This window comes from Klebsiella sp. CN_Kp113, assembly GCF_040064585.1.
GTDB classification, from domain to species: domain Bacteria; phylum Pseudomonadota; class Gammaproteobacteria; order Enterobacterales; family Enterobacteriaceae; genus Klebsiella; species Klebsiella michiganensis.
Genome location: NZ_JBEAID010000073.1, coordinates 1 through 20881, shown reverse-complemented (window position 1 = coordinate 20881; position 20881 = coordinate 1). Strand labels below are relative to the sequence as shown.

At 54.0% G+C, this 20881-nt stretch carries 17 protein-coding genes and 2 tRNA genes; 10 read left to right on the top strand and 9 right to left on the bottom strand.

Going from position 1 to position 20881, the window contains the following annotated elements; genetic code table 11:
* Positions 1-30: 30 nt before the first annotated feature.
* Entirely contained in the window at positions 31-963 is a 933-nt protein-coding gene (gene cynR / locus ABLV30_RS28555; RefSeq protein WP_064357767.1) for a transcriptional regulator CynR, read from the bottom strand.
* Between the two features lie 166 nt (positions 964-1129).
* Between cynR and ABLV30_RS28550 the strand changes: the two genes are divergently transcribed.
* Together ABLV30_RS28550 and ypdK are read left to right on the top strand one after the other, a co-directional pair.
* On the top strand, positions 1130-2317 hold the full coding sequence (locus ABLV30_RS28550) for a cyanate transporter (protein ID WP_032750832.1): 1188 nt from the start codon (positions 1130-1132) through the stop codon (positions 2315-2317).
* 366 nt (positions 2318-2683) lie between these two features.
* The gene (gene ypdK / locus ABLV30_RS28545) at positions 2684-2755 is read left to right on the top strand and encodes a membrane protein YpdK (RefSeq protein WP_077777854.1); all 72 of its coding nucleotides are present in this window, start codon (positions 2684-2686) and stop codon (positions 2753-2755) included.
* Between the two features lie 41 nt (positions 2756-2796).
* On the opposite strand, the gene alaC is transcribed toward ypdK, so the two are convergent.
* Positions 2797-4035 (bottom strand): alanine transaminase, encoded by a 1239-nt coding sequence (gene alaC, locus ABLV30_RS28540; RefSeq protein WP_009654875.1) that lies wholly within the window; start codon positions 4033-4035, stop codon positions 2797-2799.
* Between the two features lie 398 nt (positions 4036-4433).
* On the opposite strand from alaC, the gene ABLV30_RS28535 reads away from it, so the two are divergent.
* On the top strand, positions 4434-6113 hold the full coding sequence (locus tag ABLV30_RS28535) for a sensor histidine kinase (protein WP_161506375.1): 1680 nt from the start codon (positions 4434-4436) through the stop codon (positions 6111-6113).
* 11 nt (positions 6114-6124) lie between these two features.
* A complete protein-coding gene (locus ABLV30_RS28530; protein WP_102802951.1) occupies positions 6125-6868 on the top strand; it encodes a LytTR family DNA-binding domain-containing protein in 744 nt (247 codons plus the stop codon).
* Between the two features lie 44 nt (positions 6869-6912).
* On the opposite strand, the gene glk is transcribed toward ABLV30_RS28530, so the two are convergent.
* Positions 6913-7878: a glucokinase gene (gene glk / locus ABLV30_RS28525; RefSeq protein ID WP_004852938.1), complete on the bottom strand. Its 966-nt coding sequence runs from the start codon at positions 7876-7878 to the stop codon at positions 6913-6915.
* Between the two features lie 253 nt (positions 7879-8131).
* Here glk and ABLV30_RS28520 point away from each other — a divergent pair, with 253 nt between their 5' ends.
* On the top strand, positions 8132-9367 hold the full coding sequence (locus ABLV30_RS28520) for an ion channel protein (protein ID WP_014230299.1): 1236 nt from the start codon (positions 8132-8134) through the stop codon (positions 9365-9367).
* Here the strand turns inward: ABLV30_RS28520 and ABLV30_RS28515 are convergent.
* Entirely contained in the window at positions 9364-11025 is a 1662-nt protein-coding gene (locus ABLV30_RS28515; protein ID WP_046877197.1) for a thiamine pyrophosphate-binding protein, read from the bottom strand. The two genes, ABLV30_RS28520 and ABLV30_RS28515, sit on opposite strands and share 4 nt — an antisense overlap.
* Before the next feature lie 176 nt (positions 11026-11201).
* Between ABLV30_RS28515 and mgrA the strand changes: the two genes are divergently transcribed.
* Both mgrA and ABLV30_RS28505 read left to right on the top strand, forming a co-directional pair.
* Positions 11202-12194, top strand: coding sequence for an L-glyceraldehyde 3-phosphate reductase (gene mgrA, locus ABLV30_RS28510; RefSeq protein WP_265801334.1), 993 nt, complete (start codon positions 11202-11204; stop codon positions 12192-12194).
* Positions 12195-12324: 130 nt separating this feature from the next.
* Positions 12325-12675 carry a DUF2502 domain-containing protein gene (locus ABLV30_RS28505; protein WP_014230302.1) on the top strand — a complete coding sequence of 117 codons (351 nt, stop codon included), beginning with the start codon at positions 12325-12327 and terminating at the stop codon, positions 12673-12675.
* Between the two features lie 42 nt (positions 12676-12717).
* Here ABLV30_RS28505 and ABLV30_RS28500 read toward each other — a convergent pair whose 3' ends face one another.
* Positions 12718-13953 (bottom strand): Nramp family divalent metal transporter, encoded by a 1236-nt coding sequence (locus ABLV30_RS28500; RefSeq protein ID WP_025106644.1) that lies wholly within the window; start codon positions 13951-13953, stop codon positions 12718-12720.
* A gap of 346 nt (positions 13954-14299) precedes the next feature.
* Between ABLV30_RS28500 and ABLV30_RS28495 the strand changes: the two genes are divergently transcribed.
* Positions 14300-15502 carry a NupC/NupG family nucleoside CNT transporter gene (locus ABLV30_RS28495; protein WP_004104312.1) on the top strand — a complete coding sequence of 401 codons (1203 nt, stop codon included), beginning with the start codon at positions 14300-14302 and terminating at the stop codon, positions 15500-15502.
* Between the two features lie 42 nt (positions 15503-15544).
* Here ABLV30_RS28495 and ABLV30_RS28490 read toward each other — a convergent pair whose 3' ends face one another.
* The 3 genes from ABLV30_RS28490 to ABLV30_RS28480 all read right to left on the bottom strand — a co-directional run bounded on the left by ABLV30_RS28490 (position 15545) and on the right by ABLV30_RS28480 (position 18119).
* Complete coding sequence (locus ABLV30_RS28490) at positions 15545-17725, bottom strand: EAL domain-containing protein (protein ID WP_047723147.1); 2181 nt, start codon at positions 17723-17725, stop codon at positions 15545-15547.
* 201 nt (positions 17726-17926) lie between these two features.
* A tRNA-Ala gene (locus ABLV30_RS28485) sits at positions 17927-18002 on the bottom strand.
* A 41-nt stretch (positions 18003-18043) separates the two neighbouring features.
* Positions 18044-18119, bottom strand: a tRNA-Ala gene (locus ABLV30_RS28480).
* A gap of 219 nt (positions 18120-18338) precedes the next feature.
* On the opposite strand from ABLV30_RS28480, the gene ABLV30_RS28475 reads away from it, so the two are divergent.
* Together ABLV30_RS28475 and ABLV30_RS28470 are read left to right on the top strand one after the other, a co-directional pair.
* On the top strand, positions 18339-18692 hold the full coding sequence (locus ABLV30_RS28475; RefSeq protein WP_004852968.1) for a YfeC-like transcriptional regulator: 354 nt from the start codon (positions 18339-18341) through the stop codon (positions 18690-18692).
* Positions 18693-18696: 4 nt separating this feature from the next.
* The gene (locus ABLV30_RS28470; RefSeq protein ID WP_032720507.1) at positions 18697-19089 is read left to right on the top strand and encodes a YfeC-like transcriptional regulator; all 393 of its coding nucleotides are present in this window, start codon (positions 18697-18699) and stop codon (positions 19087-19089) included.
* A gap of 59 nt (positions 19090-19148) precedes the next feature.
* Here the strand turns inward: ABLV30_RS28470 and gltX are convergent, their stop codons facing one another.
* Positions 19149-20567, bottom strand: a complete 1419-nt coding sequence (gene gltX / locus ABLV30_RS28465) for a glutamate--tRNA ligase (RefSeq protein ID WP_064377551.1) — start codon at positions 20565-20567, stop codon at positions 19149-19151.
* Positions 20568-20881 lie beyond the last annotated feature (314 nt).

Below are 20881 nucleotides of genomic sequence, written 5' to 3'. Positions count from 1 at the left end.
ATGTATATGAAATACTTTATATACAGCGAATCAACGTAACGTTAAATCTCTCTCAGTCGATTCGTTAAATCCCTGTCCTGCGCTCAATATTGACGCAGCCTGATGTGCCATTAGTATAAACTCTCGGGTCGCGGCGCTTTGCCAGGCCCCCTTTCGCTGTATCAAACACGCGGTTCTTTCCAGTAATGATGGCGCGAGTTCGATCGCGGTTAAATCGTCACGCCCCTGAACAATGGCAGCAGGAAGCAAGGTTGCCAACGACGTGCGTTCAACCACGGTCAGCACTGCGCTAATCGAGTTGGCCTCCATCTGCACTTTCGGTTGAATACCGCGCTGTCGGCAGTCGCGATCGATTTGCTCGCGAGTAGCAAAAGCGCTGCTTAGCAGAATCAGTGACGCCTGATTGAGCGCCGTCAGCGCCACACGGCGGGTCGCCGCCAGAGGATGAGAGCGGCCAACCACCAGCGCCAGGGTTTCAGAGAGCAGCGGCTGAGACATAATATCCCGTGAATCGCTACCGTCGAAAGCGATCCCGATATCCAGCTCATCATTGAGCAGCAGAGTCTCCATTCGATTCTGCGCCAGCTCTTGTATATCCAGCGTTATATTCGGGTAACGTTGATAAAACGAAGCCACCAGCGGCCCCATAAAATAATGGGTAAAGGTTGGCATCATCGCTACACGTAGGGTACCGCGCTGCAAATCTTCAACGTCATGAAGCGCGCGCTGCCCCTCGGCCAGTTCCCGTAAAGCCCGGCGCGCATAAATTAACCAGACCTTGCCGGCGTCCGTCAGGCAAGTGTTGCGCCCGCTGCGATCAAAAAGCCGTACTCCCAGCGTCTCTTCCAGCTGTCGAATCTGCTGCGACAAAGCCGGCTGTGAAACATGCAGGATGGCTGCCGCTCGCGTAAAGCCGCCGTGTTCAGCAACGGCAATGAAGTAGTTGAGGTGTCGCGGCAGCATGAATTCATCCATAAGAAATTCAAATGAACTCAATCATAATTAAGTATTTTAACTTATGAAATAAGTTACGTACTCTGCTCGCGATTCTTTACCAAACGCCACAGGAGATCGGCATGAGTTGCCTCAATACCTTCCCCACAGCGAAACAAACGCCGGCTACTCAACGATGAACCTGACGCAACGTAATGGCACGATGCTGCTGGTGCTGGTGCTTATCGGTATCAATATGCGTCCGCTGCTGACCTCCGTTGGACCGCTCCTTCCGCAGATCCAGCAGGCAAGCGGCATGAGCTTCACGCTTGCCTCTCTGCTCACCGCGCTACCGGTGATCGCCATGGGTCTGCTGGCGCTAGCCGGCGGCTGGATTAACCGTCATTTCAGCGAGCGCCAAAGTATCTCCCTCAGCCTGTTAACGATCGTCGCCGGGGCTTTACTTCGCGAACTGGCGCCGCAGAGCGCGCTATTACTCAGCAGCGCGCTCCTTGGCGGAATCGGCATTGGTATTATTCAGGCGCTCATTCCCGCGGTGATAAAGCGTCTTTTTCATCGTCGGACGCCGCAGGTGATGGGGCTCTGGTCCGCGGCGCTGATGGGCGGCGGCGGCCTGGGCGCCGCATTCACGCCGTGGCTGGCGCAGCATAGCGCTATCTGGTATCACGCGCTTGCGTGGTGGGCGTTACCCGCCGCCGCCGCGCTCCTCTGCTGGTGGCCGCTAAGCCGAACGTTACCCGCCCGGACGCCATCAACAACCCGGGTCACGCTTTTTCGCCATCGTCGCGCGTGGACGCTTAGCCTCTATTTTGGTTTGATCAATGGCGGCTATGCCAGCCTGATTGCCTGGCTGCCGCCTTACTATATGCAGTCGGGCTACAGCGCGCAGTTCAGCGGTACCCTGCTGGCGTTAATGACCATCGGCCAGACCGGCGGAGCGCTCCTGCTGCCCATCCTGGCCAGACATGAGGATCGACGAACGCTTCTGATGCTGGCATTGGCCTTACAGCTTGTCGGCTTCTGCGGTTTTATCTGGCTACCGCAGCAGGTACCGCTTGTCTGGGCCATCTGCTGCGGTATTGGGCTTGGCGGCGCATTTCCGCTGTGTCTGGTCCTGGCGCTCGATCACGCCAGGCACCCCGCCATTGCGGGCCGACTGGTCGCGTTTATGCAGGGAGTGGGCTTTATTGTCGCCGGGCTTTCCCCCTGGCTGTCGGGACTGCTGCGGAGTTTAAGCGGCAATTACCAGCTCGACTGGATGCTTCACGCCGCCTGCGTCCTGGCCTTAATGGCCATAACGCTGCGTTTCGCTCCCGCACGCTACCCGCAAGAGTGGCAACATCAGGATTCAGCCGCTCGCTGAACCCGTCATCTCCTCATGCGGGATAGTTAACTCCTCCCGCATTCAGGCAGAAAAAAGCACAAAATCAAACAACTATATCAGTACAAAAACTGTTGTTAATGACCGTCGCCAGAATGAAATTTAATACCGAATGAAATTAATGTGTCGCCGAATCACGACACTCGTAAGTAACTAAAAATTAATAAAAAAATGGCTCTTGTTTCCCTCATTTTTTAGGCGTACATTAGCGCCATCTGGAGCCGTTTACGCTCAGAATTTACAGCTACCGCCCGCTGAAAAAGCGTCGTTTTCGTGAGCGATAGCTGAGCAGGCAATGAAGAGCAAATTCATTTAAGGCGTCTCGCCGAGAGCGCGGAGTGATGAGTCGTGAAATATTTCTTAATGGGCATTTCTTTTATGGTCATCGTTTGGGCCGGTACTTTCGCCCTGATGATCTAGCTTTAACGGTGTTAAAAAAAGGAGCCTCTCGGCTCCTTTTTTTATTCGTGGCTTTCGCTGGTTAACTTAGCCGACGCGGGAAGCAGCCCGTCGGCACGGAACATCGATTTTATGCCGCGCACCGCCTGGCGGATACGATCGCGGTTCTCAATTAACGCGAAGCGTACATGGGTATCGCCATAGTCTCCAAAGCCAATGCCCGGAGAAACGCAGACTTTTGCATCCTGCAGCAGCTTTTTAGCAAACTCCAGTGAGCCCATCGCCGCATACTGCTCTGGGATCTTCGCCCAGACATACATTGACGCCTTCGGACATTCCACCATCCATCCGGCCTCATGCAACCCTTTCACCAGCACATCGCGACGACGTTTATACTGCTCGGCAATGTCGCGAACGCACTGCTGATCGCCTTCAAGCGCGGCAATCGCCGCAACCTGTAGAGGGGTGAAAGTGCCGTAATCGTGATAGCTTTTAATGCGCGCCAGCGCATTAACCAACGTTTTGTTACCGACCATAAAGCCGATACGCCAGCCCGCCATATTATAGCTTTTAGAGAGCGTAAAGAATTCGACGGCGACATCGCGCGCGCCGGGGACCTGCATGATAGAGGGCGCTTTCCAGCCATCGTAAACAATATCGGCATAGGCCAGATCGTGCACCACCAGCACGTCATAACGCTTCGCCAGCGCCACGACTTTCTCAAAGAACTCCAGTTCGACGCACTGTGCGGTCGGGTTGGAAGGGAAACCGAGGATCATCATTTTCGGCTTCGGGTAACTCTCACGAATCGCGCGCTCAAGCTCGTTGAAGAAATCCACGCCTTCGACCAGAGGTACCGAACGTACCTGGGCTCCGGCAATCACCGCACCGTAAATATGGATGGGATAGCTGGGATTTGGCACCAGTACGGTATCGCCATGGTCAAGCGTCGCCAGCATCAGATGCGCCAGCCCCTCTTTTGAACCAATGGTGACTATCGCTTCTGATTCCGGATCGATCTCAACGTTATAGCGCTCTTGATACCAACGAGAAATCGCCCGGCGCAGGCGCGGAATGCCGCGGGAAGTAGAATAGCCGTGGGTATCGGGACGCTGGGCAACGGTGCAGAGTTTCTCAACGATATGCGGCGGAGTGGCGCCATCGGGGTTACCCATGCTGAAATCAATAATATCTTCGCCGCGGCGTCGCGCAGCCATTTTTAGTTCAGCAGTGATATTAAAAACGTAAGGGGGGAGACGATCGATACGCGTAAAACGGCGTTCAGGACTGAATTCAGCCATAGATTCCTCGGATTAACGTTAGCGCCCGGACCGTCCGAGCGACGCTGCTGCCTGTGCAGCACGTTTAGAAAATAACCCGAAAATTTTCCTGCTGTCGAGAGGGGCAGAGAAAAATAATTTCTGGCGATAAAAACGGGCATCAGTACGACTAAATACGGCAGCAACGTTCTTTCCCCTCCTCGCCTACTCCATCAAAATTAACATACTGATATCTTTAATTTTACTTAAATTCTTGCTCATCCGTAGACGCTATTGAATCGCGGGTGTTTGTTATTAATCCCCTTTTATTTGTAAGACTTTTCCCTATTCATGCCTTCAGCTGGCCTTCTGCCGCGAGGTTTTCTATCATGTTGCTTTCTCGCGATTAACACGGCGCACACATGCACGAAATATTTACTATGCTGCTGGCGGTTTTTGACCGCGCGGCATTAATGCTGATTTGTCTCTTTTTCCTCATTCGCCTGCGCCTGTTTCGTGAACTTCTGCATAAATCCGCGCACACCCCTAAAGAATTGCTGGCCGTTACCGCGATCTTCTCTCTCTTTGCCCTCTTTAGCACCTGGTCAGGCGTACCGGTCGAGGGATCGCTGGTCAACGTGCGTATTATCGCGGTCATGTCCGGCGGGATCCTGTTCGGCCCGTGGGTTGGGGCTATTGTCGGCGCGATCGCCGGCGTACATCGCTACCTGATTGATATTGATGGCGTCACCGCCGTCCCCTGCTTTATTACCAGCATTGTCGCCGGTCTGCTCTCTGGTTTTATTGGTCGTAAAGTGCCGAAAGCACAGCGCTGGAAAGCGGGGATCCTCGCCGGGATGCTATGCGAAACCTTAACCATGATTCTCGTGATCGTGTGGGCGCCTTCATTCGCGCTGGGGATAGACATCGTGTCTAAGATTGGTATTCCGATGATCCTTGGCAGCGTATGTATCGGCTTTATCGTTTTGCTGGTGCAGAGCGTTGAGGGGGAAAAGGAAGCCAGCGCCGCCCGTCAGGCAAAACTGGCGCTCGACATCGCCAACAAAACGCTCCCGCTATTTCGCCACGTCAACAGCGAGTCCCTGCGTCAGGTATGCGACATTATCCGCCGCGATATCAGTGCCGATGCCGTCGCGATTACCAATACCCAACACGTGATGGCCTACGTCGGCGTCGGGGAAATCAACTACCGCGATAACGATGACTTTATCAGCCCAACGACGCAACAGGCGATCCGCTATGGAAAAATCATTATTAAAAACAATGATGAGGCTCATCGGACGCCGGAAATACACTCTATGCTGGTCATTCCGCTGTGGGAAAAAGGCGTCGTTACCGGTACGCTAAAAATCTATTACTGCCACGCGCACCGCATCACCTCTTCATTGCAGGAAATGGCGGTAGGCCTGTCGCAAATTATCTCTACGCAGCTGGAGGTTTCCCGCGCTGAACAGCTGCGTGAAATGGCCAATAAAGCCGAGCTGCGGGCGCTGCAAAGCAAAATCAATCCCCATTTCTTATTTAATGCGCTGAACGCCATTTCATCGTCGATTCGCATGAATCCGGACACCGCGCGTCAGTTAATTTTTAATTTGTCGCGCTATTTACGCTACAACATTGAATTAAAAGATGATGAACAGATAGATATCAAAAGGGAGCTGTATCAAATCAAGGATTACATCGCGATTGAACAGGCTCGCTTCGGCGACAAGCTGACGGTGATTTATGATATTGATGATGAAGTCAGCTTTATGATCCCCAGCCTGCTAATTCAGCCGCTGGTGGAGAATGCTATCGTCCACGGGATTCAGCCCTGCAAAGGAAAAGGCGTGGTGACCATTGGCATCAATGAGTGCGGGAATCGGGTACGAATTAGCGTTCGCGATACAGGGAACGGTATCGACCCTGCGGTGGTAGCGAGGGTAGAGGCTGACGAAATGCCGGGAAATAAAATCGGTTTACTCAATGTTCATCACCGGGTCAAGCTACTGTACGGGGAAGGACTGCATATCCGACGCCTGACGCCGGGGACCGAAATTGCCTTCTATGTGCCAACCCAACACGCGCCCCAGGTGGCTACGGAGTCGCTGCTGTCATGAGCGGAGATAAAATGAAGGTCATCATTGTGGAGGATGAGTTCCTCGCGCAGCAAGAGCTCACCTGGTTGATTAACACCCATAGCGAAATGGAGATTGTCGGCACCTTTGACGACGGTCTGGATGTGCTGAAGTTTTTACAGCACAACAAAGTCGACGCCATTTTTCTCGATATCAATATTCCATCTCTGGATGGCGTACTGCTGGCGCAAAACATCAGCCAGTTCGCGCATAAGCCCTTTATCGTTTTTATTACCGCGTGGAAAGAGCATGCGGTGGAAGCCTTTGAGCTGGAGGCGTTTGATTATATTCTCAAGCCCTACCAGGAATCGCGCATTATCAACATGCTGCAAAAGCTGACCGGCGCCTGGCAGCAACAGCAGCAGGTCAGCACCGGTAGCGGGGCAACGGCCAATCCAGCCAGGGAAAACGACACGATTAATCTGGTTAAAGATGAACGGATTATCGTCACCAGCATCCACGATATTTACTACGCGGAAGCGCATGAAAAGATGACGTTCGTTTATACCCGCAAGGAGTCCTTCGTGATGCCGATGAATATCACGGAGTTCTGCAACAAGCTACCGCCGGCGCACTTTTTCCGCTGTCACCGCTCGTACTGCGTCAACCTGAACAAAATTCGCGAAATCGAACCCTGGTTCAACAACACCTATATTCTGCGGCTACGCGACCTTGAGTTTCAGGTTCCGGTAAGCCGCAGCAAGGTGAAAGAGTTTCGCCAGCTCATGCATCTGTAGAGGATTTACCCGAATAATCATTTTATTCGGGTAAGAGACGGGGCTTACAGAATCTGCCCCAGAGTCTGACGCAGGTGCGCGCCGGAGCCCAGCAGTCCCGGATTGTCGTGGACAATCAGATAGACCGGAATATCCTGGACGAAGGCTTTAAATCGGCCTTTATCTTCAAAACCGCCGCGAAAGCCGGAGGCTTTGAAGAATTCAAGGAAGCGCGGCACGATACCGCCAGCAATATACACGCCGCCAAAGGTGCCGAGGGTCAGCGCCAGGTTACCGCCAAATCGGCCCATAATGACGCAAAACAGCGACAGCGCGCGGCGGCAATCGATGCAGGTATCGGCCAGCGCGCGTTCGGTCACATCTTTAGGCTGCAGATTTTCCGGTAGACGCCCGTCAGACTTCACGATCGCATGATAAAGATTGACCAACCCCGGCCCAGATAAGACGCGTTCAGCGGAGACGTGCCCCAGCTCGCTGCGCAGCTCTTCGAGAATAATGCCTTCCTCTTCGCTATTGGGGGCGAAATCCACATGGCCGCCCTCACCCGGCAGGCTCACCCAGCGCTTATCAACGTGTACCAGATGAGCAACGCCCAGCCCGGTACCGGCGCCGTAGACGGCAATCGGCTTGCCTTCCACCGGTTCCGCGCCGCCAAACTGAATCAGATGTTCAGCTTTTAGCATGGGGATCGCCATCGATACCGCGGTAAAATCGTTAATGATTTCCAGATGCGAGAAACCCAGGTTCTTTTTCATCTCAGCGATAGAAAATGCCCAGGTGTGGTTGGTCATCGCCACCCAGTCGCCGGTAATCGGACAGGCGATGGCAATACAGCCGTCTTCTACCTGGACGTTATGCTCTTCCAGATAGACCTGAACAACGGCTTCAAGACTGGGATAATCGAGCCCGGAATAGGTCTTAGCACGGGAGATCTCCCCGCTTGCCAGATCGCATAACGCCAGACGAGCATTCGTTCCGCCAACGTCCCCTACTAAAGCAAATTTTGTCATTCCGTTACGGCTCCGCTAAAGTCAAAATGATTCTTTGGCACACTCTAAATTCATGACGTCCTAACAACAACGACCAACGCATAAGCGCCCTTTGTTTAGCGACCTACGTCACAGTTAGGCTGTAATTTATGAAATTATTGTGCGGCCGATCGTCAGGCCAGCTCTTTACTTTATCGTTTCAGCACCATTTGCGCCAACGACCTTAACGCCCCCGGGCAAAGTAGTGCGTCGAAACCTTCAGAAGGATATTTTCATGCTGCACCCGCGCGCCAGAACGATGCTGTTGTTATCGATACCCGCAATCGTGATTGGTATTGCTGCCAGCCTGGTCTTGATTGTGGCGATGAAAACGGCAGCCATGCTGCAGAATATTCTCTGGAGTAGCCTGCCTGGATTGCTGGGCATGAACGCCAGCGGCCCTTTCTGGACGATAGCTATCCTCACCGGCACCGGCATCGCCGTGGGTCTGGTCGTGCGTTTTAGTCCTGGTCACGCCGGACCCGATCCGGCCACCGAGTCACTCATTGGCGCACCGGTGAGTCCCGGCGCTCTGCCCGGCCTGCTCGCTGCGCTGATCGTCGGCCTGGCGGGCGGCGTTAGCCTCGGGCCGGAGCATCCTATCATGGTGATTAATATCGCCCTCACGGTGGCGCTTGGCTCCCGCCTTTTCCCGCGAGTCAGCGCGCTGGACTGGACGATCCTGGCGTCTTCCGGCACTATCGGGGCGCTATTTGGCACACCTGTTGCCGCGGCGCTGATCTTTTCGCAAACGCTGAACAGCAGTAACGATGTCCCGCTTTGGGACCGACTCTTCGCCCCCTTACTTGCCGCGGCGGCGGGTTCTCTGACCACCGGGCTGTTTTTCCACCCCAACTTTTCGTTACCTATTGCGCACTACGAGCGGTGGCAGCTTGTCGATATCTTTAGCGGCGCTATCGTGACGCTGATTGCTATTGCCGTCGGCATGGTTGGCGTTTGGTGCTTACCGCGCCTGCACGCGCTGATGCAGCGGCTGAAAAATCCGATCTTAACCCTCGGTATTGGCGGATTTTTATTGGGGATCCTGGGCGTCGTCGGCGGGCATATCACGCTGTTTAAAGGCCTGGATGAAATGCAGCAATTAGCCTTCAGCCAGACTTTAACCGCCAGCGATTACATGCTTATTGCTTTAGTGAAGCTGGCGGCGCTGGTGCTGGCGGCCGCCTGTGGTTTTCGCGGCGGTCGAATTTTTCCGGCGGTGTTCGTCGGCGTCGCGCTAGGCCTGATGCTTCACGCACACGTGGATGCCGTGCCGGCAGCCATCACCGTTTCCTGCGCCATCCTCGGACTGACGCTGGTAGTGACGCGTGATGGCTGGTTGAGCCTGTTTATGGCAGCGGTCGTGGTGCCCGATTCCACGCTGCTTCCGCTGCTGTGTATCGTCATGCTTCCGGCCTGGCTGCTGCTGGCCGGTAAACCCTTGATGATTGCCAGGAAGCGTGGAGATTAAACCCGGCTGTTTCTCTCTTCCAGCGCCTGAGTGACCGTGCGCAGAAAGTCGGGAATATCCATTTTTGGCAGCATCACCTCCACCAGCGTCAGCCTGTCTGAGGCGACGCTGCTATTCATCGCTTCCTGCAGTTCGTGGGTGCGCGTCACTCGCCAGCATCGGGAAGGGACATCCGGCGCAAAAGCGTCAGGCAGGCGATTCCAGTCCCAGAGCGCAATATCGTTATAGCGCTGCTCGGGGCCGTGAATCGCGCGCTCGACCGTATAGCCTTCGTTATTGAGTAACAGGATCAGCGGGCGCTGCTTGTCTCTGAGCATCGACCCCAGCTCCTGAATAGTTAACTGAGCAGCGCCATCGCCAACAATCAGCACCACCCTTCTGTCCGCTGCCGCGATTTGCGCCCCGTAGGCTGCCGGAAGGGTAAAGCCTATCGATCCCCATAGCGGCTGGACAATCAGCGTTGCGTCAGCGGGCAGCTTAAGCGCGGCGGCGCCAAAAGCGGCCGTCCCCTGATCGGCAAGGATAATATCTCCCGGGCGCAGCTGTTTCTGCACCGTACTCCAGAAGTTTTTCTGCGTCAGGCTCCCCTCTGGCGCGCCGCTGACGCCCGGCGCCTGAACATTTGGCGCATGCCATTCTGCCGCCAGGCTGGCAGAGAGTTCGATCAAGACATCCAGCGCCTTTTCCATCGGTACCCGGCTAAACCAGCGATCGCCAACCCGAACGGCGAAGGGCTGGACCTCTATCGTTTTTTCCTGCGGAAGGTGTTGGGTGAAACCGGCGGTAATGGTATCGGTAAAACGCGTGCCGACGCAGATAATGGTATCCGCGCTTTCAATGGCATCGCGGGTATCCTCTGCGCTGGCTATCCCGCTATAAGTCCCGACGAACCCAGGCTGCTGCTCATCAAAAAGCCCTTTGCCCATCAGCATCGTGGCGTAAGCAACCGGCACCTTCGCCACCCACTCTCGCAGAGCGTTTTGTAGTCCATAGCGCTGGGCGAGGAAATCCGCCAGCAGCGATACGCGACGGCTGCTTCTGAGCATCCGCTCGGCGTGCTCGCGGAACCCGGCCAGCTGGTTCTCGTCGGCGGGCAGCGTGTGAATAAGCAAGCGGTGAGCTGGCGGGGTGGCCTTTGCTTTGGCCACATCGGCCGGCAGCATGAGATAACCGGGGCGATGCTGGGTCAGCATTTCACTCAGTACCCGGTCTATTTCATGGCAGGCATTTCCCGCCGCCAGCACCGCCTGAGAGCAGGTAATATGTTCACTCATACGCGAAAAGTGGCTGAAATCACCGTCGCCAAGCGTATGGTGCAGCAGCTCGCCGCGCTGCTGTGCGCCGGTACAGGGAGCGCCGACGATATGCAGGACCGGTACATGCTCAGCGTAGCTCCCGGCAACGCCGTTGAGCGCGCTCAGTTCACCGACGCCATAGGTGGTCAACAGCGCGCCCGCGCCCTTAATGCGCGCATAGCCATCGGCGGCATAGGCGGCGTTTAGCTCGTTAGCACAGCCTACCCACCCTAAGCTCTGCTGCGCGATAACGCTGTCGAGAAACTGTAAATTGTAATCACCCGGTACGCCAAACAAGCGGTCTATGCCGCAATCTACGAGACGATCCAGCAGATAATCGCCAATGGTATAAGTCGGTTGCATATCCTTACTCTCCTCTCGTGCAGGTAAGTTGAGTATTGAATAAGCAGGTGCGCTGTCCAGATTGCGCTCAACAATGGCGGTGGAAAGCAAAATTTACGCCTTCAGGGTGTGTACTCCGCGGCAAACATTCTTTAGTGTAAACGTATACACAACCCTGTTTTATCTGCGGAGGAAGTATGGTTTACCAGGCAAACGCCACGCGATATCAAACGATGGAGTACCGCCGCTGCGGTCATAGCGGACTAAAGCTACCGGCGATTTCTCTTGGGCTTTGGCACAATTTTGGCGACGAAACGCGGGTGGAAACCAGCCGCCAGCTTCTGCGTCACGCATTCGATCTCGGCATGACTCATTTTGATTTAGCCAACAACTATGGGCCACCGCCGGGTTCGGCGGAGAGTCATTTTGGCCGCATCCTGAAAGAGGATTTTTTGCCCTATCGCGATGAACTGATTATCTCCAGTAAAGCCGGTTACACCATGTGGGACGGCCCCTATGGCGACTGGGGATCGCGCAAGTACCTGATTGCCAGCCTCGACCAGAGCCTTAAGCGAATGGGTCTCGACTATGTCGACATCTTCTACCATCACCGCCCCGATCCCGAAACGCCGCTGCGGGAAACAATGGGCGCGCTGGACCACATCGTCCGCCAGGGGAAAGCGCTCTACGTCGGATTATCGAATTATCCGCTCGAACAGGCCCGGGAAGCCGTCAATATCCTTAACGATCTCGGCACGCCGGGTCTGATTCATCAGCCCAAATATTCGATGTTTGAACGCTGGGTCGAGGAGGGATTACTCGATTTCCTACAGAGCGCGGGGGTGGGAAGTATAGCGTTTTCACCGCTTGCGGGCGGCCAGCTCACCAACCGTTACCTGCACGGTATCCCGGCGGACTCCCGCGCCGCCAGCGGCAGCCGGTTCCTGCAACCGGAGCAGCTTACTGAAAGCAAGCTGGAAAAGATTAGTCAGCTGAATACGCTGGCCGAATCCCGCGGGCAAAAGCTCTCACAGATGGCGCTGGCCTGGGTACTGCGGGATGAGAAAGTGACGTCGGTACTGATTGGCGCCAGTAAAACTTCGCAGCTCGACGATGCGGTTGGCATGCTGGGAAACCGCCATTTCAGCGCCGAAGAACGGGCCACCATTGACGCGATCCTTGCGGTGTAAATTCATTGTTACTTTAGCAAAAAGTGCTCTCACTTGCGATTTAGGAGTTCCTCCGATGCGGCGGGGCTTTACCGCCCCGTAATATCAGGTTAACAGGCCGACAACGGCCCCGATCGTGAAGGAGAAGAGTATGTTCAGGTCACTGATTTTGGCTGCAGTGCTTCTGGCTTCAGCGCCATTGGTCGCTAACGCTGGTGAAATCACCCTGTTGCCATCAATAAAATTACAAATTGGCGATCGCGACAATTACGGTAACTACTGGGACGGTGGCGGCTGGCGCGACCGTGATTACTGGCGTCGACACTATGAGTGGCGCGATAACCGCTGGCGTCGTCACGACAACGGCTGGCATCGCGGCTGGGATAAAGGTAAAGCCTACGAACGCGGCTATCGCGAAGGCTGGAAAGATCGCGATGACCGACGCGGCGGCTGGGGGCGTGGGCCAGGCGGCGGACGCGGACATGGCCACGGGCATCATTAATCGCAAAAGGGAGCCATTCGGCTCCCTTTTTCATCGTCACGCTTAACTGAATATCGTTCCAATAATCAGCCAGCCGTTAAGCAGCACAACGACCGCAACTATCCCCCACCCCAGCAGTTTTACCCACCGGGAATTGACCAGGTCGCCCATTAATCGGGAATCGCTGGTGAATATCAGCAGCGGCACCAGCGCGAGGGCGATACCAAAGCTCAGCAATACCTGGCTCATCACCAGAATACGCGTGGGATCCAGCCCCATTAAAATGACGATAAACGACGGCAGCATGGTGATCGCCCGGCGAAACCACAGCGGGATATGAAAGCGGATAAAGCCCTGCATTACCACCTGCCCTGCCAGGGTTCCCACAACCGTGGAGGATAAACCCGCCGCTATCAGGCTCAGACCAAAGATGGTAGCTGCCGCGTGGCTCAGTAAGGGCTCCAGCGTCAGATAGGCCTGATCGAGGTCGGCAATCCCGGTGTGGCCGTTAAAGTGGAAGGCGGCGGCGGCGGTCGCCATCATGGCCAGGTTAACAAAACCCGCGATGGTCATGGCAATGGCGACATCCCAGCGCGTGGCGTTATAGCGCTCTTTGCGCGTCCCCCCGTGCAGGTGCTGAGTGAGCGATGAGTGTAAGTAGATAACATGCGGCATGATGGTCGCCCCCAATACCCCGGCGGCAAGAAACACCGCTTCGCTGGTCGGCAGTGAAGGCACGATCATCCCTTTCGCCAGCGGTGCCAGCGCGGGCTGGGAGAAGATAAGCTCAACGACATACGCTGCGGCGACAAACAGCAGCAGCCCGCCTATCACTTTTTCCAGCGGCTTTTGACCGCGACGCTGCAGCATCAGAATCAGGAAGGTCGCAATCCCGGTCAATACAGCGCCCTGAAGCAATGACACGCCGAGCACCAGCTTAAATCCGATAGCCGCGCCAATAAACTCGGCAAGATCGGTCGCCATAGCGATAATTTCGGCCTGCACCCAGTAGAACCACACCACAGGACGCGGGTAGTGGTCGCGAATTTGCTCCGCCAGATTTTTACCGGTGGCGATGCCCAGCTTCGCCGACATCACCTGAATCAGCATCGCCATCAGGTTAGCCCATACCACCACCCACAGCAGCTGGTAGCCAAAGCTGGCGCCGGCCTGAATGTTGGTGGCGAAGTTACCCGGATCGATATAGCCAATGGCAGCAATGAACGCCGGCCCCATCAGGGCGAGCTTAATCTTGCGCGCTGCGCGACCGCTGCTATTCTCAACGCGACTGTTGGTCATTTTCTGCCTCTGGAAATATAGCCTTTGCTATGTTTTATGCTATCAAAATGCGAATGATTATCAAGTTCATTTGGAGCGATGATAATGATTGCTGTGATAGGAGAGAACGATAGCGGGTTGGCAACGGAAAACCGGGGAACTGATAAACGCTTTTAATTAATCACCAGAATAGTACAACCGAGCAACTTTTAAAACCTTTACGTAACATAACAAAAATGCATGGTTGATCACTATTTTTGCCATTAGTCACATATCCTTGCAATAGTGTGTGCTGGCTCTCGTTTTCTTTGCGCTTGTTACATAGAATGTGCACAGAAATTTAACCTGCCTCATATTTGGAGCAAATATGGACCGCGTCCTGCACTTTATTCTCGCGATCGTAGTGGTGGCCATTCTGGCCCTGTTGGTTAGCCACAACCGTAAGCAGATTCGTATTCGTTATGTCATTCAGCTGCTTGTCATTGAAGTGCTGCTGGCCTGGTTCTTCCTGAACTCTGACATTGGTCTGGGTTTTGTGAAGGGCTTCTCCGAGATGTTTGAAAAACTTCTCGGTTTCGCCAACGAAGGGACAAACTTCGTCTTCGGCAACATGAACGACAAAGGCCTGGCGTTCTTCTTCCTGAAGGTTTTGTGCCCGATCGTCTTTATTTCTGCGCTGATCGGTATTTTGCAGCATATTCGTATTCTGCCTATCGTCATTCGCGCGATTGGTACCGTGCTGTCCAAAATCAACGGCATGGGCAAGCTGGAATCCTTTAACGCTGTCAGCTCGCTGATTCTGGGCCAGTCCGAAAACTTCATCGCCTATAAAGATATTCTTGGCAAGATGTCCCGCAACCGCATGTACACCATGGCGGCGACCGCGATGTCTACGGTATCCATGTCTATCGTGGGCGCGTACATGACCATGCTGCAGCCGAAATATGTAGTTGCGGCGCTGGTACTGAACATGTTCAGCACCTTTATCGTGCTGTCGCTGATTAACCCGTATCGCGTTGACGAAAGCGAAGAAAATCTGCAGATGTCTAACCTGCATGAAGGACAGAGCTTCTTCGAGATGCTGGGTGAATACATCCTGGCAGGCTTTAAAGTGGCGATTATCGTGGCCGCCATGCTGATTGGTTTTATCGCGCTGATTTCCGCGCTGAACGCCCTGTTCGCCACCGTCACCGGCTGGTTCGGCTATAGCATCTCCTTCCAGGGGATCCTCGGCTATATCTTCTATCCGGTTGCGTGGGTGATGGGCGTACCGGCAGGTGAAGCGCTGCAGGTAGGAAGTATTATGGCCACCAAGCTGGTTTCTAACGAATTCGTCGCCATGATGGATCTGCAGAAAGTTGCCGCCACGCTCTCTCCGCGTGCGGAAGGCATCATCTCTATCTTCCTGGTCTCCTTCGCCAACTTCTCTTCTATCGGTATCATCGCCGGCGCGATTAAAGGCCTGAACGAAGAGCAAGGTAACGTGGTTTCCCGCTTCGGCCTGAAGCTGGTGTACGGTTCTACGCTGGTGAGCGTGCTCTCTGCGTCTATCGCCGCGCTGGTACTGTAATTCGTCAGCGGTATCGCGAAAGCCGGGCAAGTCCCGGCTTTTTCATGCCCGCAGTTCGCTCAACGGCAGCGGCTTACCCACCAGATACCCCTGGAGATAATCGACGCCTAACTCGAGAAGCTTTTCCCGCTGCTCCGGCGTTTCAACGTATTCTGCCACCACTTTCATCTTCTTAACCTTAGCCATTTCAATAATGGATTTGACCATAATGGCGTCCAGCGGATCGGTCTCGATATCACGCACGAAGCAGCCGTCAATTTTCAGGATATCGGCCCGCAGGCTTTTCAGACGCTCGTAGTTAGCGTAGCCGGTACCAAAGTCATCAATCGCTATACCGCAACCGAAATCTCGCAGCAGCTGGATGTTATGCATGCTGGTCTCGACATCGGAAAACGCCTGCTCTTCGGTAACTTCAATCGTTATCGCCTCCGCCGACAGGTTATAGCGTTTAAACAGCGCGATGATTTGCGCCGCGCTATCCTTTTGCATCAGCGTATAGGGCAGAAGGTTGACGGAGAAATGCTGACCCTGATGGTGATTGAGCGAACTAAACAGCGTTTCCAGCACCTGCATATCAAAACGCTGGCTCAGGTTAAACTGCGCAATCAGCGGGATAAACCGATCGGGCGTAATGATGGTATTGCCGCAGCGCATACGACTCAGTATCTCGTAATACCCCTCTCCGGAGGCGTCCCGGATAGGCTGGGCGTACAGCACCAGCCCACGTTCGTTAAGCGCCTGCTTAATCTTCGCCAGCAGCCGTACCTGTTCGCTCGTTTGATCGGAAATCTGCTCTTGCGCCGCGTCCAGCGGTAATACGCGCCGCGCCGCGCCGGCCTGCTCCGATAACCAGCTAAGCTGACCAAGCATCGGGTGAAGCTCAGATTCTATGCCGCGGTAGCCGCCCCACGATGCGCCAAATTCCAGATCTAACGCCTGGTTATTCCAGCTAAACTTTTTATGGTTAAGCGTGGAAACAATATGACTTAACCGCGCCTCTGGCTCCGGCCCCTTCAGTACCAGCAGTAGCTCGCTGCCGGGGAGCTGAAATATTCGCTCGCCGGGAGCTAATAGCGGCTGTAGCTTCCGGGCTATCTGCCGTTTGCTCTCCACTCTCATCATCATGCCATAATGGCGGCTCAGGAAGTCCAGATTCTGAATGCGCAGGCTGCTGATGGCCACAGCAGGATTCCGCTGCAGGTGACTCTCCAGCGCGCGCAGATTCGGTAAACCGGTTAGCGGATCTTCTTCCGCCTGATCCCGCCATCTGAACTTCATTCTTTCACTGCGAGCATAGATATCCGCCATATAAAACAGGCAGATAGTGAAACAAATGAGTACCGAAAGAACAAACGACAGTGAATATTCAGTTTGTACGCCGTGTAAAAAATTCTGGTTATACGCCACGAGTAAAAAGGCTGAAACGGACCATGAAATGCGAATCAGCGTATGCCCCAGGCGGCTAATACCAATGAAGTATAAAATGAAAATAAGCGGGACTAAATAACCGGCAATAAAAACAGAATCATAAGGCGTACACAGCACCAGTAATATTGCCGCCAGGGCCACAAACCAATACAACGTAAATACCCGCTGCTCGCCCGCCCGCCATGAGTGGCAAAGATTGCGCCAGAATGCTCGCGCATAACGTGGACTGATAATCATCCGCAACGGATAATAAAAGAATGTCGTGAAAATTAATGCGGCGCTAATCAGGCTTTGTATATCGATAATGGTGTAAATAACCGACATACTGCCGAAATAGCTGGATATTGCCAACGGAAAAGCAAAAAAACGCCCCGCCAGATACATGGTGACCTTCAAAAGGAGCGGTGCAAAAAAGCCGCCCCAAAAAATCCTCGCGCCCATATGTTTTGCCGTCAGCCCAGCGCGCCAGCGCCTTCCAAGCTGAAAGCGAACAATCGCGCAGGACAGGAAAACCGAGAAGAGCTGGCAAAATAGCAGGATCAGCGCCTGGGTTAGCGTCAGATCGATTATCCAGGCATTAGTGATCGCAAACGCGATAATCAATGGCGCAACGGCGTAGCGGCCAAAAATAAAAAGTACGGAATACATTAAGCTCAGCGGTAGCCACGCCAGATAAATTTGATTTCCGTCAATAATGGTTTGTGGGGAAATAAATCGGGACAGCGGAATTGCGATAAAGCAGACCAGGAGCGCCAGCAGAGTTTTTTTGATCTTAATGTTAAGATGATCAATCATTATTGTTAATTAAAACTCCGGCTGCAATAAATATATTCAGGCAACAGATATTATGTTGCTTAATAAAGGCAGGCAAGATTTTAAATAGTGAAAAAATCTGAAATTACTTAACGCAGAGGTTTGCTGACTTATTCAGAGAATGCTTTACATTTCCTCCGCCAGACAAACAAAAAACCCCCGCCGTAGCGAGGGTTCCGAATTTGGTGGAGCTAAGCGGGATCGAACCGCTGACCTCTTGCATGCCATGCAAGCGCTCTCCCAGCTGAGCTATAGCCCCACAGGACCTCTTTACGAACCAAACCTGATGGGTGCAGGTGTTGGTGGAGCTAAGCGGGATCGAACCGCTGACCTCTTGCATGCCATGCAAGCGCTCTCCCAGCTGAGCTATAGCCCCGTAACGTAAAGCATGTCGTGTTGACGGGCGGCATAATATGAATTCCTTCGCCAGGTGTCAACGGCAAAATCAATCCCGGCTATTTGATCGCTGAAAAAGCAGACAAACGGCTGACATTGCGAGCCTTATCGCAGCCAGAAGTTAAACATGTCACTCTTTCCTTTAAAAGGATGCTATAACATGTGCAACTAATTCCCACATATTTACTCAGGAAATAGTATGCTCAAGGAACGAATGACACCTGAAGAAATAGCGCATCTGACTGGCTTCAGTCGGCAAACGATTAACAAATGGGTACGTAAAGAGGGATGGCAAACGTCCCCGCGCCCCGGCGTACAGGGCGGCAAAGCGCGCCTCGTACATGTTAATGAGCAGGTTCGCGAGTTTATTCGCAGCGCGCAGCGCGTGGCCGAAAACCCTGTCCCCTATTCCGCAACGGATAACGATCTCGAATCTCTGCTGCTTACCCTGTGTAAAGAGATGACGCCGGGAGAGCAAAAGCTGCTGATGTCGCTGCTGCTGCGTGAAGGGATCACCGGGTTACTCAACCGACTCGGTATTCGCGATCGGTGAAAGCATGATGAAACTTAAAGATAAAATGACCCCAGCGGAGCTCGCCGAGTGCCTTAACCTCGCCCGGCAAACCATAAACCGCTGGGCCAGAGAACAAAAATGGCGGACGGAACCGATCCCCGGAGTCAAAGGCGGACGCGCTCGTCTTATCGTCATCGACAGGTCGGTGATCGATTTCCTGGCAAATATCCCGGCGCTGCGGCATCTGACCATGGATAACCAGCTGGCGGAACCGCCCGTCAAATACTTTGTGAACGATGCGGACACAATCTGGCGCCAGATTGTCGAGACCATGCACCTGATGACCCCAACTGAGCAGCTGCACCTGCGGGATTTTCTTGCGCGCGAGGGGATCAGCGGGTTTCTGTCCCGGCTTGGCATTACTGATGCGAAGTAACGGGCAAAAAAAACGGCGGGGTTCGCTATCCCCGCCGTTTAACAATCGCTGTATCAGGATCAGGATTGCTGGCTTTCGCGCTCAGCAATAAAGGCCAGCGCCTTGTTGATACGTTCTACGCTACGTGATTTACCGATCGCATGGACGGTCACATCAAGCGCCGGAGACTGACCCGCACCGGTCACCGCGACGCGCAGCGGCATTCCCACTTTTCCCATCCCCACTTCCAGCTCATCGGCCGTCGCCTGAATCGCATGATGGACGTTTTCCGCCGTCCAGTCGCTTATGGCGGCTAATTTGTCGCGCACCACTTCCAGCGGCTGACGAGCAACAGGACGCAGATGTTTTTTCGCCGCATCGGCATCAAACTCGGCAAAATCTTCATAGAAATAGCGGCAGCTCGCCGCCATCTCTTTAAGGGTTTTGCAGCGCTCGCCCAGCAGCTTCACCAGCTCAGCCAGCTGCGGGCCGTTACGGGTGTCGATATTTTCCTGCTCAATGTGCCACTGTAAATGCGTTGCCACGTACTCCGGGGCCAGCGAGTTGATATAGTGGTGGTTCAGCCACTGCAGCTTTTCCGTATTGAACGCGCTCGCCGATTTGCTCACCGCCCCCAGGCTGAACAGTTTAATCATCTCTTCGCGAGAGAAAATCTCCTGGTCGCCGCTGGACCATCCCAGACGCACCAGATAGTTCAGCAGCGCTTCCGGCAGATAGCCGTCGTCGCGATACTGCATAACGCTGACCGCACCGTGGCGCTTGGACAGTTTCTTACCATCGTCGCCGTTAATCATCGAGACGTGGGCGTAAACCGGCACCGGCGCATTCAGCGCTTTCAGGATGTTAATCTGGCGCGGGGTATTGTTGATATGGTCTTCGCCGCGAATAACGTGGGTGATTTCCATATCCCAGTCGTCAACCACGACGCAGAAGTTGTAGGTTGGAGAACCATCGGTACGGCGGATAATCAGATCGTCCAGCTCCTGGTTGCTGAATTCGATCGGACCGCGGATCTGGTCGTCAAAAACAACGGAACCCTCTTCCGGGTTGGCAAAACGGACGACGCAAGGTTCGTCATCAGCATGATGTTCGTGGCCATGGCGGCAGCGACCGTCGTAGCGGGGCTTCTCGCCTTTTGCCATTTGCTCTTCACGCAGCGCTTCCAGACGCTCTTTAGAGCAATAGCATTTATAGGCCGTGCCCGCTGTCAGCATTTCATCAATAACGGCGTTGTAGCGATCAAAACGCTTGGTCTGGAAGTACGGACCCTCGTCCCATTCCAGGCTCAGCCAGTTCATACCATCCATAATGGCTTCAATGGCCTCCGGCGTGGAGCGCTCAAGATCGGTATCTTCAATACGCAGCACAAACTCACCGCCGTGATTACGTGCAAAAAGCCAGGAATAGAGAGCAGTACGCGCGCCGCCAACGTGCAGATAGCCTGTCGGGCTGGGCGCGAAGCGAGTTTTGATTTTCATGAAGTGGCCTTACGTTTGATAAAGGTGCCGACACGCGGCAGTGTTCGTTGGATTTTATGGAGGAATATTCTAACACCGTGGGCTGATTCCTCAATGTTGTTACCGTTTCAACGTCACGCTTTCCCCTTTTTGTTTATAAATCATGCGCCACGGATGACATTGCGATCGTTTTGTTTAATTTTACGACGAACAAACAAATTATTTAGAAAAGGCGTTGACTCATTTTCAACTCTCCCTATAATGCGACTCCACACAGCGGGGGTGATTAGCTCAGCTGGGAGAGCACCTCCCTTACAAGGAGGGGGTCGGCGGTT